We start from the raw sequence: 14,340 nt of genomic DNA, 5'->3' as shown, positions 1-14,340 counted from the left end.
CGCTACCGGCACAATTGTTCGGACAACTCCCACAACTCCGCGGCCCGCTCGGGGTCCACCGCATAACCCGCGATTTCGGGCTCGGCCGCACAGTTCGCGAAGTACACGCCGTCGAGGCCCAGCGGCTCCGGATGTACCGCCGCCCACACCTGGGTCGCCGCACCTTCCTGCGGCGTGAGAACGCCCGGTTCGGGATCGGGCCGGCGGGGCGGCCCCGCCCGCTCGACCGGAATCGCCGCCACATCGGCCCGGGTCAAATGCCGGGCCAGCCGGGTGGCGACCCTGCCGGGATGCACCGCGCAGACCCGGATTCCGTCCGCGCGCAGCAGCCGGTCGAGTTCGACGGCGTGCAGGATGTTGGCGGTCTTGGACGCACCATAGGCCCGGAACTTGTCGTAGTCCCGTTTCTCCCAGTGCGGATCGGTCAGATCGACGTCGGCGATCCGGTACCCCTCCGAGGCGAGGTTGACAATTCTGGCGCCCTCGGCCGCACGCAGCCGGTCGAGGAGTAAACGGGTGAGTTCGAAGTGGCCGAGATGGTTCGTGCCGAACTGCAACTCGAAACCGTCGGCGGTGCGGGCGAACGGGGTGAACATCACTCCGGCGTTGTTCATGAGCACATGGATGACCGGGGCGAGTTCGGTGATGCGTGCGGCGGCTGCCCGGACCCCGTCCAGCGAAGCCAGATCCAGGCCGACGGTGGACAACCGTGCCGCGGGGACCTCGCGGCGGATCTCGGCGGCGGCCTCATCGGCAGCACCGGGACGCCGGGCAGTCAGGACGATATGGGCCCCGGCGCGGGCGAGGACCCGTGCGGATTCCAGGCCGAGCCCGGAGGAGGCCCCGGTGATCACACAGGTGCGGCCGGTCAGATCCGCTCCGGAAACGACCCCCTCGGCAGTGGGGCGCGAACCAGGCCCGGCGCGTTCGATCGTGGGTGGAATCGTCATCGACACTCCGATCCAGGTGAGGCAGGGATTACACACCGTGCCGGCGAAGCGGAACGGCCTCTCCGAAAAGTATACTAAGAAGGATATTATATCGCTGCGGAACGGTAGGCTGCCCTGATGGTGGAGACGAGACGCGGCCGCCCCACACAGGCCGAGGCCAAGAAGCTGAACCGGGCAGTCCGCGAGGCCGCGGTCGCCATATTTCTCGAGTCCGGCTACGACGGGGCGACGATGGAAGCCATCGCCCGGAAGGCCGGGATCACGAAACGTTCACTGTACGCGCGCTATCCGGACAAACGTTCCGTGTTCGCCGATGTCATTCCGTGGGCGCTGTCGAAGTATGTGTCGCCCGAGGACGACCCCGCCGTCGACGACAAGGACCCCGAGACGGCACTCCTCGAGATCGGCCGGGTGGCGCTCGACCGCGCACTCGACCCGGAGAATGTCCGGCTGATGCGGATCGCGATGAACGAGTCGGCCAGGTTTCCGGAATTCGCGATCAGCACGGATTCGATGATGTGGTCCGGGCGGCAACGGGCGGTCGTGCGGATACTGCGCCGCGGCACCGCCGAGGGCACGATCGACGTCGAGGATATCGAGCTGGCCGCCGAACAGTTCCTCGCGATGGTGGAGCTGGTTCCCGGCAGGATGGCCGATTTCGGCCTCTTCCGCTCGGCGCAACAAGAGCAACGCCATCTCCGGCACGCCGTCCGGCTTTTCCTCCGCGGGGCCACGCCCCGCTGAAGTGTCACCCGAAAACGGTCACCCTCCCGCCGTCCGGGCCTTATAGTAAAAGTATACGGATCAGGATATTTTAAGCGCGCCGTCCTCCGGTGCGCGGCGATCCGTCGTCCCACAACGAGGGAGAACCCATGACTCCGTCCGCCCCGACGCTCCCGACGGCCCAGAACAACGTGACACCGGTTGCCGCCCTCACCTACATCCACGGCCGGGCACACTGGGGCCTACGGCCGCAGCTGGCGGTACTCGGGATCAGCATGGACGATGCGGTGAGCGCAGCGGGCGGCGCGATATTCGATCTTTCGATGGCCGGCTGGGAGGTCACGGTGGTCGCCGGCGAACTCGACAATCCGCGGCCGGCTCGGATATTGGGGGCCGACGCAATCGATCTGGACACCGTACTCGGTCGACGGCGAGTGCTACAGCCGCAGGCATTGGCGATTTCGGGGGCGTTGATGGCCGCCGAAGACAGGCTGCGCGGCCGCGTTCAGGAGTGCCTCGACCGGGGAACGATCGAGGTCTCGACCTGGGGGCAGCAGTACGCCGGGATGACCGGCGACCGAGCCGAATCCACCACACACCGGCTCAGCCACGCCGCCCGCGTCTTCAAACAACAGGCTCTGCGCGTGGTCCGCGGCGAGGTCGATGCCGTCGCGCCCACCGAGAGTTTCTGCACCCGTGCCACCTCCCGGTCCGCGCCGCAGGCTCGCACCGGATGGCCGGTCGGGTGACGGGTATCGCGAGGTGAACCCCATGCCTGCTACGGAATCGTTCATCGACGGCACCGCCGTGCCCTCCGCCGAGGTATACGACAACATCGACCCCGCGACATCCCGGTCCTTGGGGCCGGTGGCACGCGGCGGACCGGACGAGGTGGACCGGGCGGTCGGCGCGGCTCGGCGCGCGCTCCGCCACTGGCGCACCACCACAACCGAACACAGGTCGGCGGTCCTCGGCCGGATCGCCGACGCGATCGATACCCATCATGGCGAAATCGCACGGTACGAATGCGAGGACACCGGTAAACCGGCGAGCCAGGCGCGCGCGGATGTCACCGTCGCGGCGCGATACTTCCGCTTCTACGCGCACGCCATCGACACCTACTACGGGCAGACCATCCCGTTGAACAGCGATCTCCACGTCTACACCCGACGCGAACCGCTGGGAGTCACCGGACATATCGTGGCGTGGAACTATCCGATCCAGCTCATCGCCCGTGCGGTGGCGCCCGCGATCGCGGCGGGTAACGCCGTCGTCGCCAAACCCGCAGACGAAACACCCCGCACCGCAGTAGCACTCGCCCGGATCGCCGTCGAGTGCGGTCTGCCGGCCGGAGTTTTCAACGTCGTCACCGGTATCGGGGCCGAGGCCGGTGCCGCGCTGACCGCCCACCCCGGAATCGATTTCCTCGGCTTCGTGGGATCTACCCGGATAGGCTCGGAGGTAGCCCGTGCCGCCGCCCAGCGCGTGGTACCGACCGTCCTGGAACTGGGCGGAAAATCTCCGCAGATCGTCTTCGCCGACGCCGATCTGGACAGCGCGGCGGAATTCGTCGCGAAGGCGATTCTGCAGAATGCCGGACAGACCTGTTCGGCGGGTTCGCGGCTGCTGGTAGCGGAATCGGTCCACGACGCCCTGGTGGAGAAGGTGCTCCAGCAGTTCGCCCGGGTCACCATCGGGCCCGGTTCCGACGATCCCGCGCTGGGACCACTGATCTCCCGAAAGCAGCAGGCACGGGTCGCCACCATGGTGGCCGGGCTTACCCGGGGAGAAATCCTGTGTGGCGGCGCCGCGCCCAGCGGTAGCGATCTGGCCGACGGCGCCTACTTCGCACCGACGCTCATCGACGGTGTCGATCCGGCGGCCGCCGTCGCGCAGGAAGAGATCTTCGGGCCGGTACTCACCGTCAATACTTTCGCCGGCGAGGACGAAGCACTCGCCCTGGCCAACGGCACCGACTACGCACTGCTGGCAGCACTGTGGACGCGGGACCTGTCCCGCGCGCACCGGCTGGCGGCCGAGGTCGTCGCCGGGCAGGTCTACGTCAACACCTACGGCGCCGGCGGTGGTGTCGAATTGCCGTTCGGTGGATTCCGGAGATCCGGGTACGGCAGGGAGAAGGGCGTCGCGGCCCTCGATGCGGTCACGGCAACCAAAACCGTTGTGGTGAAACTGTGAGAGCCCGCGGCTCCCACCTACTCGGCGCATCGGCCTGCCGCACCCGCCACCGCGACAAGGACAACGCAACAGTATTAGGAGACGTGTTCCGATGACAGAAACAGTGGCATTGAGCCCCGAACTCGGAGCCGAACTGATCGATGTCGGCGATCTGCTGTCCGACGCCACCGTCGCCCGGATCCGGGAGGCGATCAAGTGGCGCGGCGTACTGCTGATTCGCGGTGCCCACCTCGACGACTCGGCCCAGCTCGAGCTGAGCCGCAAACTGGGTACCGTACTGGCTCCCGGCGGGAAAGAGATCTTCACCGTTTCGCTGGACCCCGGCAAGAACCCCACCGCCGAATATCTCAGGGGAACCTTCTGCTGGCATATCGACGACACCACGAACCGGATACCCGCGAAGGCCACCATGCTCACCGCACGGCATGTGGCGATGGTCGGCGGCGGCACCGAATTCGCCAGCACCTACGCGGCTTACGAGAATCTGCCGGAGCGTGACCGCACACGCTGTGCGGACCTGCGTGTGGTCCACAGTCTCGAGGCGGCGCAGCGCGCGGTGAACCCCGATCCCACCGAACAGCAGCTCGCCCGATGGCGGCGGATCCCCACCCATGAGAGCGCGCTGGTGTGGCAGCGACGCGACGGCCGGCGGTCCTTGGTCATCGGCGCCACCACCGACCATATCGTCGGCATGGACCCCGACCGGAGCCGCGAACTACTCGACGAACTGCTGGAGTGGTCCACCCAGCCACGTTTTCGCTATACCCACGAATGGTCGGTCGGCGACCTGGTGATCTGGGACAACACCGGCATGCTGCATCGGGCCCTACCCTACGATCCGGCGTCCGAGCGAACGATGCACCGCACGACCATCGCCGGCGAAGAAGCATGGAGTTGAACCCCGCCCGCGACCGTCCGGCCCCCGACAGGCAGGAAGAACACCCATGAACGAGGACACCTACGACAGGGGTCGCCGGATTCGTGCCCAGGTGCTCGGCGCGGACTACGTCGGTAGCAACGCCGGCGACGATTTCACCAAGCCGTTGCAGGACCTCGTCACCGAGTACTGCTGGGGAGCGGTGTGGGGGCGCGACGGCCTCTCACCGAAGATCCGGTCGATGCTCAACCTCGCCATGATCTCGGCACTCAACCGGCCGCACGAATTACGCACCCATGTCAAGGCAGCGCTCAACAACGGTGTCACACGCGACGAGATCCGTGAGGTGCTGCTACAGGTCGCCGTGTACGCCGGTGTCCCGGCGGGTGTCGACAGCTTCCGGATCGCCCGGGAAGCATTCGCCGAGATGGACAGCGACCGATGAACAACACGCACATCGGCCTGATCGGCCTGGGCAACATGGGATTCCAGATGGCCGCGCGGCTCCGGGAAACCGGGCACCGGCTCGTGGTGTTCGACGCCCGACCCGAGCCGATGAGCCGGGCGGTCGCGCTCGGCGCCACGGCGGCGGCCTCCCCCACCGACGTCGCCGACCGCGCCGAGACGGTGCTGACCAGCCTGCCGACGCCGCGGGCCTCGCTGGAGGTCGCCACCGGAGGCGAGGGCATCATCCACGGGTCCCGGGTACGCCGGGTCGTCGAACTCTCCACCATCGGCGCGCACACCGCCCGGCAGCTGTGCGCGCTGCTCGCCGAACGCGGTATCGCCGTGCTCGACTGTCCCGTCAGCGGCGGCACCGCGGGGGCCCGCAACGGCACCCTCGCCCTCATGGCTTCCGGGCCCGAGCACGAGTTCGCCTCCGTCACACCTCTTCTCGAAGCGCTGGGCCGGCCATTCCTCGTGGCCACCGAGCCCGGCGCCGGCCAGACGATGAAGCTGATCAACAACCTGATGGCCGCCACCACACTGGCCGCGACCGCCGAAGTGATGGTGATGGGTGTGAAGGCCGGCCTGGACCCCACGGTGATGATCGACGTACTCAACGCCGGTTCGGGCGCAACCCACGCCAGCCGCGACAAGTTCCCCCGTGCGGTGCTGCCCCGCACCTTCGACTTCGGCTTCGCCACGGGACTGATGACCAAGGACGTCCAGCTCTACCTGCGGGAGGCTGCGAAACTCGGCACTCCGACCGAACTCGCCGAAGCGGTGGCCCGGCGCTGGGAAGAGACCACGGACTCCCAAGGACCGGACGCCGATTTCACGACCATTGTGAAGCCACTCGAATCGGCCGCGGGCGTGATCGTCGACGGGCGAGACGACCGCCGCAGGCGCTGACACGCACGAGCCTGCCGAGGGCAATCGCGCAACCACGCGAGTGTTGCGGGATGTGGCCGGCTCGATCAGACCGTCGTCCCCGATGAGGCTGTCGTGCAAGTCCAGTTCCCACAACTGTCTGCTTGTGTGGCAGGGACGGGCTTCCCGCTGGTGGGGCGATTCATCACCGGAGTTGGCTAGATTGAGTCGGATTTGTTGGATGTGGACGGACACAGCCACGGGGCGATGGTGCTCTGAGCATCGTTCACACAAGATCTGGATCGGTTCATCGCGAGGGGAACATCATGCCAAACCTTTCCGATGCTGGAGACGTGTCCGCCGAGATCGAGCAGATTCTCGGCGGCACATCCAGCAAGATCGCGTTCCGTGCTCTTTGCGCTGCGATCGGTCGTGCCGCCAATCATGAGGACCTCGTCTCGCACTGTGATCAGCGCTTGGCCGCATGGCCTGCCGAGATGCGTGAAGCGCCATGGTCCTGGATCGCCGCGCTGGACGCCGGCTTCTCCACACCGGCATGGCCGCTGGTCAAGTCGCTGGCACCGACATCGGGTCAACCGATAGGCGGTGTTGATCTCGCGTTTCCGGATCCGCGTTCGCATCCGGAAATTCGTGGCATCACGCACCTGGATCTTGGTCGGTACGCGCGCGGACAGCTGGCTTCATTGGTCGAATCTCTGGACCACTGGGACAACGTGCGGGCTATCCGTATCGGCGGCCTGTGGAACGAGAGCGACGGAGAGGCTCTTGCGGCACTGGCTGGTTCTTCAGCTGTCACACGGCTCGAATCCCTGGACCTCGATGTCGGCGGTTACTCGATATTCCGACCCACACCAGGGCCTGCGTGGCGGTTGCGCCACGCAGGCCTGCGAGTAGGTGATCTGATTCATGTGATGGGTTGTGGGTTGGTGCCGGACCTGTGTTCGGTCGATGTGTGCATCGGGAGCGTGCAGGAGGCACACGAGCTCGCCGAGTGCACCGAACTGGACAGGCTCGAGCGACTGACCATCCGATTCCGCTGCGGCCGCAACGGAACCTTTCCTCGGTCCGGGCCGTATCTCGGTAACGTCATCGAGGAGGATGACGACGCCTGCCATGTGTTCTTCACGCGGGCGAATCTCACGAGCCTGCGCAGCCTCGAAATCACTGGTGCCAGCGGGGAGGCCGGTCGTGAAGGGCTCGGTGCCCGCGGTGTCGACGCTATCGTCGCCAGTGGCGTACTGCGGCAGCTGACCGAACTCGACGTGGTGGCATCACCGTTCGGGGACGCGGCCGTTGCGCATCTTGTGGCGGGCGTGGATCCTGACCGTATCGAGAAGTTGACGCTCGCCGACGTCTTCGCGACCGATCTCACCGCGGCGGCTTTCGTCGGTGTAGGTGCTTTCCCACGCTTGAGCCACCTCGATCTGAGCTGTAATCGACTGGGTGAGCAGGGTGCGCAGCAGCTGGCGGTGGACGTCGCGATGCCGGCGCTCGAGCACCTGGACCTCAGCGGAGAGCGCGCGTACTCGCCGTACTACGATTCTCCGGATGTCCAGCCGATCGGCGATGACGGCGCGACAGCCTGGGCTGAATCCCCGAACGCGACGAGGCTGAAACATCTTGATCTTTCAGCTACCGGGCTCGGCCCGGACGGGCTGTTCAACGTGATGAGATCCGACCGGCTACAGCAACTGGCTGTTCTCAACCTCTCCCACAACCCGATGGGCCTCTGGTCTGCGGCATTCAAGGACGCGCCCCTGTGGCACACACTGCACACGCTCGATCTCACCGAGTGCGGCCTCGACACCAGTGACATCGCCGAACTGGTATCGACGCCGGCCGCCCCTCAGCTCCGCAGTATCTCGCTGGCATACAACAGCGTCGGGTCGGGAGGGGCACGAAAGCTTGCCTTCTGGCCGCTGCTCCCGCAGCTGTGGGAGCTCAACCTGCACGACAACATCATCGACGATGGTGGCCTTATCGCACTGGCTACATCCCGCGCGGCCCAACGACTACTAGAGCTCGACCTGGAGCAAGACTGCTGGAACGCCCGCGTACGCGAATACGACTACAACACCCGGACCCCTGCCGAACTACTCGACCCTGCAGCGTTTCCCGGCCTGGACTCGATCCGCCTCGGCCTCATCGACGAATACCATGAAGCCCGGCACACCGCAGGGCTACCTGCACACCTGATCGACGACGCGACATCAGCGCCCGCCCTATGGCCTGTCCTCGTTGCATTTGTCACCCACCTGAGTCCTGAACAGCTCTGGATCCCCAGCGATCCAGGTGCCGACGACGACGAGCTGGAGACTCACGACTTCTTCCGCGACGTCACCAGATTCCACCACAAGCGAAACGACAGAGATTTCCGCTCCAACCGATTCACCAAACACGACGCATCCCTGGCCCAAGCGCGCGAATACGCCCGCCGGATGATCGATGGCGACACCGTCGCGGCCCCTACCACCTCAGGCGGAACGATCCATCGGATCGGAACATGACCCCTTGATTGCCGCCCGCGACGCCTCCGAGGGCCACCGGTCGGTCGTCCTCGCCGGAACACCAAAGGTGCTGCCGAAGGTTCGGGCTCAGGTTTCGGTCAGCGGGAAATGGCAGGCGGCGTACTGTCCCGGCCGGACCTCGCGGACCTCGGGTTCTTCCTCGCCACATCGGTCCTGAGCGAGTGGGCAGCGTGTCCGGAACCGGCAGCCTCGTGGCGGCGCGAGTGGTGAGGGCATATCGCCGGCCAGTGCCGGGCCGGCGAAACCCTCGTCGGGGTCGGCGAGCGGAACCGAATCGAGTAACGCCCTCGTGTAGGGGTGCGCCGGGCGGTCGTACACCTCGACCGCATCACCGAACTCGCAGACCTTGCCGAGGTACATGACCATGACGTTATCGCTGATCGTGCGCACGACACCGAGGTCATGGCTGATGAACACCACGGTCAGGTCGTATTCGGCCTTGAGCTCGGAAATGAGATTGAGAATCTGCGCCTGCACCGAGACATCCAGCGCGGACACCGGTTCGTCGCAGATCAGCAGCCGGGGATCGAGTGCCAGCGCCCGCGCTATCGCGACCCGCTGAGCCTGACCACCGGACAGTTGCCGGGGCAGCGCCGCGGCGAACCGCTCCTCGCCCATCCCTACCTTCGCCAGCACTTCTTCGGATGTCGCCGCGCGTTCGTCCGCGGGTTTTCCGGCCACGGCCAAGCCTTCGACGACGATATCTCGCACCGGCCTGCGCGGGTTCAGCGAAGCCACCGGATCCTGGAAGATCATCTGCATCTCGCGCCGCAACGCACGCATACGGCGACCGTCGGCCTCGTCGATCCGCTCGCCGGCGAAGGTGATCCGGCCGGAGGTCAGTCTGTCCAGACGGAGGACAGCCCGGCCGGTCGTGGACTTTCCGCACCCCGATTCCCCGACGATTCCGAGGGTTTCGCCGGGCCGGACATCGAAGCTGACCGAGGACACCGCCTGCACGGTCCCGCCGTCGGTGTCGTACTCGACCACCAGATCTCGCACACTGAGCAGTGTCGGCTCGTCGCGCAGGTGCGCGGTTCCGCTACCCGCCATGGATATCACCACCAGAATCGGAACGGTCTGTCACGGATTCGGGAGCAGGATGCGCACACGCCACCGAATGGCCTGCGGAGATCTCGGTCAACGCGGGTCCGGGAGCCTCACGGCATCCCTCGCCCACGTGAGTGCACCGGGGCGCGAACCGGCAGCCCGGGGGTGGTGCTGCCGGATCCGGCAGGGTGCCCCCGATCAGCCGCAAGGGCGCGTACCGCTGGTGTTCGATCGTCGGGGTGGCCGCCATCAGGGCCCGGGTGTATCGATGCCGGGGCGCGGCGAAGACCTTCCGAGTTGCCCCGGACTCGGCGAGCCGCCCGGCGTACATGACCGAGACCCGGTCGGTACGACCGGCGACCACCGAGAGATCATGACTGATCAGCATCAGCGACATGCCCCGGTCCCGTTGCACGCGACGCAGCAGGTCGAGAATCTGGCGCTGGATCGTCACGTCCAGGGCGGTTGTCGGTTCATCGGCGATCAGCAGGTCGGGCTCGCACGCCAAGGCGATGGCGATCATCACTCGTTGCCGCATACCACCGGACATCTCGTGCGGGTAATTGCGTAGCCGGCGCTCCGGATCCGGGACCCCGACCTCCCGGAGCAGCTCGAGGGCGCGAGTTCTCGCTTCGGAACGGCTGGTTCCCAGATGTTTGCGCATCCCCTCGGTGAGCTGGCGGTCGATACGCACCACGGGGTTGAGCGACCGTCCGGGGTCCTGGAAGACCATGGCGATCTGCTTTCCCCAGATGTCGAGCTTCTCCTTCGCGGAAAGCGCGAGAATATTGCTGCCCCGGAATATCACTTCACCGGAGCACCCGGCGCGAGGCGGCAACAGGCCCATGATCGCCCGGGCCATCACCGACTTCCCGGACCCCGATTCGCCCACCACGCCCAGTGCCTGAGCACGATCCACATCGAAGGAGACATCGTCCACGGCTCGCACGACACCGCGTTCGGTCCGGATATAGGTATGCAGATTTCGCACCTGCAGATTCGGTTGAGCACTCATCGTTCTCAGCTCTCCTCGGGTCGTGCCCGCTACTCGACGATCCACAACTCCTCGGGCCGCACCGACCCGGCGCCGTACATGGTGAGACCGCCGACGTTCTTCGCGGTGGCGGCACCCGCGACCGTTCGTATGTAGAAAACGGCGGGCACGAGCTCGATCAACCGCTCCTGAACCGTCCGGTAGATCCCGGTACGCTGCGGCACATCCGTCGCCGTCCGGCCGGCGTCGAGTGCCTCGTTCAGGACCGCATCGTCGATACCGGCGGTGTTCCGGCTCGAGTCGCCGTGGAAGGCCGTCCACAGCCGCGGTTCGGGATCGTCGAAGAACGCACCGCCGGTCATCACCTCGAAGTCGTGCGTATAGCGCAGCTTCACCAGATCGATGATGTCGATCACCTCCACCTCGACGTCGACGTTGTCGAACGCGCTGAGCTGAGCCTGCACACTTTCCGCCAACAGCCGGTTCTCCGTCTGCGCGGTGGTGGTGTATGTGAACTTCACGGGTTTGCCCTCGGCTGCCAGCTCGTCGAACAACCGTTGGGCAGTCTCCTGATCATGGCTCTGCATGGGCAGGTCCGGCGCATAGTACGGTGAGGATTCTCGGAACAGGGTGGTCGGGAGCTCCCCGCTGCCGTGGTAGATGGTCAGGTTGAGCGCGTTCACATCGACCGCGGCCGCCACGGCCCGGCGGGCCCGGATATCGTCGAACGGCGCTCGCCGCATATTCATCGACAGGTGCTGTCCGCCGTGCAGCGGCGCCACCGCGGTGGGAAAACCTTGATTTTCCAGCTTTTCGATACTTCCCCAGTTGGAGCTGATGATCACGTCCGAACCACCGCTGATCAGTGTGTTGTAACCCTGAACGGAATCGCCGGAAGTGCGCAGTTCGATCCGGTCGAGATACGGTTTCGGCGCATCCCAGTAATCCGGGTTGCCGACCAGTTCGATCACATCCTGCCGGGCCCACCGCTCGAGGATGAACGGACCCGCACCCACCGGGTTGCCGTCGAATGCCGCGCGCCCCGCCTGCAACGCCCGCGGTGAGGCGATCCAGTTCATCGAACTCTCTACGAGTGTGTAGGCGAAATGCGGTGCCGGGTAATGCATCCGCACTCGCAGCGTGGTCGGATTCACGATATCGGTCGACGCGATCACCGCCGCATCCTCGCGATAGGTGGAACCGTTTTCCGGGTCGCTGAAGCGGTCCCAGTTGAATTTCACGGCCGCCGCGTCCAGCGCAGTGCCGTCGGTGAACCGCAGATCCGGCCGCAACGTCAGGTCGAACGTGATACCTCCGTCGTGCGTGGCGAAGCCTGTGGCCATGGTGTATTCGATTTTTGCGCTATCCGGATCGTTGACCATCAACGTCCCGAACAAGGCATTGCCCAGCATCGCGTTGATCACCCACTGATTTCCCATAGCGACCGGGTCGAGGGTGCGCGGCTCACTGATCTGGATGATCTGTGCGGTACCGCCGGGCACGGGATCGCCACCGGGGCCGGTGCCGGTACCCGCTCCGGTTCCGGCGCAAGCAGCCAGGACGAGAGCGGTGCAGCACACGGCAATCGAACGGAATAGGGATGTTCGGAGCATCTTCGACCTCTCAGTCATTCGCGCATCGTGCGATCGAATCGGCCACGCAGGTGATCGCCGGCCTGGTTCAGCGCGAAAACGGTGCAGAAGATGACCGCGGCGGGCACGAAAACCAGGTGCGGTGCACCTGCCAGGCTGTCCTTGCCGTCGGAGATCATTCCGCCCCAGCTCGGTGTGGGGGGCGGAATACCGAGCCCGAGGAAGCTCAGCGACCCTTCCGCGACGATGAGCGCCGCCATGATGATCGGGAGATATGCCAGCAAGGGTGGCAGCACATTGGGCAGGATTTCCTTGCTCAGGATCCGGCCGTGACCGGCACCCATGTTGCGGGCGGCGAGGACGAACTCGCGTGCCGTCCACGCCAGCGTATTCGCCCGCGCGAGCCTGATGAAAGAGGGGATGATCACCAGTGACAGGCCGGCCATCAGGGTGCGCAGTCCCGGAGTGAAGACCGCGGTGAGCGCCATCAGCAGGATCAGTGGCGGGAATGCCAGCATCGTATCGCTGAGCAACCGGATCCCCGAGTCCGTCCGCTTCTGGAAATAGCCGCCCAGCATCCCGATACTCGATCCGAGTGCGGACCCGATGAGGGCCGCGACTGTACCGATCAGCAACGACACCTGGGCGCCGTAGACGCATCGGGACAGCATCGACCGCCCCAAGTTGTCGGTGCCCGCCAGAAGATCCAGGGACCCGAGTTGCGGAGGTTGCCGTGGTGGGCCGACCGGGATCGAATATGACGCCAGGGGAAGCAGGTCCGCGAAAATCGCCGCCGCGATCATCACGCCCAGCCAGGCATAGGACAGGTACACCAGTATCGAGCGAGGTTTGCGCAGCCGGGGAACTTCCGGCTTCTCCGGCGCTGCGATCCGCTGCTCGGGCGCTGCATGCACTTCGGCTCGGGTCATACCGTGGCCACCTTCCTGATCCGTGGGTCGATCAGCTCGTAGCTCGAGTCGACCAGGATGTTGATGACGACGTAGACGATCGCCATGAATGCCACGATTCCCTGCACCATGATGAGATCCCGGGAAACGATCGAGGACGCGAGCAATTGGCCTAGGCCGGGCAGCGAGAACAGCGTTTCGACGATCACCGTGCCACCGATCAGGCGCCCGAGATTGATACCTGCCAGAGTGATCAGCGAGAACGACGACGGACGAAGTGCATGCCGCACCATGACATACCACTCGTTCATCCCTTTGGCACGGGCCGCGCCGATGAAATCCTCACGCAGAGTGGTGATCAGGTCTGTCCGTAGCAGCCGGTGGAAAGCGGCGATCTCCATCAACGCCATAGCGATGGCGGGCAACAGCGCGGACTGCAGATTCAGCCCGATCCCGTCGCCGAGACGGTTCCATCCGGCCACCGGAGCCCAGCCGAGTTCGACGGCGAAGAAGTAGATGAGTACCGGGCCGGCGACGAACGCAGGTACCGAAAGAAAAACAGAAGAGAGCGCGGCAGTCCCACGGTCGACCGGACCGCCCGGCCGCATCGCCGACAGCACGGCGAGGAAGATCGCGCTGACCAGCGCGATGACGAGTGACATGGCAGCCAATTGGAACGTCACCGGTAAGCGCTCCGTGATCGCCGTCGTCACCGACTGCCCCGTGAGTGGCGAGGTGCCCAGATCACCCTGGGCGGCGTTTGCGACCCAGTGGAGGTATTGCATCCACACGGGCTCGTCGAGGCCGAGCTTGTTGTTGAGCGCCGCGACAGCTTCCGGCGTGGCCGCGTCGCCGAGGATGGCGTGCGCCACGGATCCCGGAGCGAAACTCAGAAGCACTACGACCGCCAGGGTGACCAGAAGGACCACCAGTAGGCCTCGGCCCAACCGCCTCACGATGGAGTACATCATCCACCTTCGCCTTTCCGTAGCGCGCGACCGTCCGGCCGGGCACCCATGGGGTGCCTGGCTCGGGTTTCTCGGTCTGATGCGGGCTGACGCGACCTGGCGAGAATTTAATTCTTCTCACAGAGATTCTCGTTCGCGTTCTGGGTAGAATCCTATTCTACCCAGAGCTGGGGTGTGAGGAAACGGCAAAAGAACTTCGAAGTCGCCGGTAACAGCCCC

At 65.5% G+C, this 14,340-nt stretch carries 13 protein-coding genes; 7 read left to right on the top strand and 6 right to left on the bottom strand.

What is annotated here, in order from left to right; translation table 11 throughout:
* Positions 1 to 2: 2 nt before the first annotated feature.
* The gene (locus NS6_RS10895; protein ID WP_068040612.1) at positions 3 to 950 is read right to left on the bottom strand and encodes an SDR family NAD(P)-dependent oxidoreductase; all 948 of its coding nucleotides are present in this window, start codon (positions 948 to 950) and stop codon (positions 3 to 5) included.
* Between the two features lie 117 nt (positions 951 to 1,067).
* Here NS6_RS10895 and NS6_RS10890 point away from each other — a divergent pair, with 117 nt between their 5' ends.
* From NS6_RS10890 to NS6_RS10860, 7 genes are all read left to right on the top strand, one after another.
* Positions 1,068 to 1,694, top strand: coding sequence for a TetR/AcrR family transcriptional regulator (locus NS6_RS10890; RefSeq protein ID WP_068040192.1), 627 nt, complete (start codon positions 1,068 to 1,070; stop codon positions 1,692 to 1,694).
* A gap of 128 nt (positions 1,695 to 1,822) precedes the next feature.
* On the top strand, positions 1,823 to 2,422 hold the full coding sequence (locus NS6_RS10885) for a hypothetical protein (RefSeq protein ID WP_157112688.1): 600 nt from the start codon (positions 1,823 to 1,825) through the stop codon (positions 2,420 to 2,422).
* A gap of 22 nt (positions 2,423 to 2,444) precedes the next feature.
* Positions 2,445 to 3,869 (top strand): aldehyde dehydrogenase family protein, encoded by a 1,425-nt coding sequence (locus NS6_RS10880; RefSeq protein ID WP_068040609.1) that lies wholly within the window; start codon positions 2,445 to 2,447, stop codon positions 3,867 to 3,869.
* 91 nt (positions 3,870 to 3,960) lie between these two features.
* A complete protein-coding gene (locus NS6_RS10875) occupies positions 3,961 to 4,767 on the top strand; it encodes a TauD/TfdA dioxygenase family protein (RefSeq protein ID WP_068040189.1) in 807 nt (268 codons plus the stop codon).
* Between the two features lie 46 nt (positions 4,768 to 4,813).
* Positions 4,814 to 5,191 (top strand): carboxymuconolactone decarboxylase family protein, encoded by a 378-nt coding sequence (locus NS6_RS10870; protein WP_068040187.1) that lies wholly within the window; start codon positions 4,814 to 4,816, stop codon positions 5,189 to 5,191.
* Complete coding sequence (locus NS6_RS10865) at positions 5,188 to 6,102, top strand: NAD(P)-dependent oxidoreductase (protein WP_068040185.1); 915 nt, start codon at positions 5,188 to 5,190, stop codon at positions 6,100 to 6,102. Before NS6_RS10870 ends, NS6_RS10865 begins: the two co-directional genes overlap by 4 nt.
* Before the next feature lie 311 nt (positions 6,103 to 6,413).
* Complete coding sequence (locus NS6_RS10860) at positions 6,414 to 8,588, top strand: leucine-rich repeat domain-containing protein (RefSeq protein ID WP_210746805.1); 2,175 nt, start codon at positions 6,414 to 6,416, stop codon at positions 8,586 to 8,588.
* An 87-nt stretch (positions 8,589 to 8,675) separates the two neighbouring features.
* On the opposite strand, the gene NS6_RS10855 is transcribed toward NS6_RS10860, so the two are convergent.
* The 5 genes from NS6_RS10855 to NS6_RS10835 form a co-directional block, all read right to left on the bottom strand.
* A complete protein-coding gene (locus NS6_RS10855; protein WP_068040181.1) occupies positions 8,676 to 9,662 on the bottom strand; it encodes an ABC transporter ATP-binding protein in 987 nt (328 codons plus the stop codon).
* Positions 9,652 to 10,674 (bottom strand): ABC transporter ATP-binding protein, encoded by a 1,023-nt coding sequence (locus NS6_RS10850; RefSeq protein WP_068040179.1) that lies wholly within the window; start codon positions 10,672 to 10,674, stop codon positions 9,652 to 9,654. The genes NS6_RS10855 and NS6_RS10850 overlap by 11 nt, the downstream gene beginning before the upstream one ends.
* 29 nt (positions 10,675 to 10,703) lie before the next feature.
* Positions 10,704 to 12,155, bottom strand: a complete 1,452-nt coding sequence (locus tag NS6_RS10845) for an ABC transporter substrate-binding protein (protein ID WP_245669247.1) — start codon at positions 12,153 to 12,155, stop codon at positions 10,704 to 10,706.
* A 125-nt stretch (positions 12,156 to 12,280) separates the two neighbouring features.
* Positions 12,281 to 13,174 carry an ABC transporter permease gene (locus NS6_RS10840; RefSeq protein ID WP_068040175.1) on the bottom strand — a complete coding sequence of 298 codons (894 nt, stop codon included), beginning with the start codon at positions 13,172 to 13,174 and terminating at the stop codon, positions 12,281 to 12,283.
* The gene (locus NS6_RS10835) at positions 13,171 to 14,124 is read right to left on the bottom strand and encodes an ABC transporter permease (RefSeq protein WP_068040173.1); all 954 of its coding nucleotides are present in this window, start codon (positions 14,122 to 14,124) and stop codon (positions 13,171 to 13,173) included. Before NS6_RS10835 ends, NS6_RS10840 begins: the two co-directional genes overlap by 4 nt.
* Positions 14,125 to 14,340 lie beyond the last annotated feature (216 nt).

Source organism: Nocardia speluncae NBRC 108251 (assembly GCF_001613245.1).
Taxonomy (GTDB): Bacteria; Actinomycetota; Actinomycetes; order Mycobacteriales; family Mycobacteriaceae; genus Nocardia; species Nocardia speluncae.
This window is presented reverse-complemented; position numbering and strand designations above follow the sequence as displayed.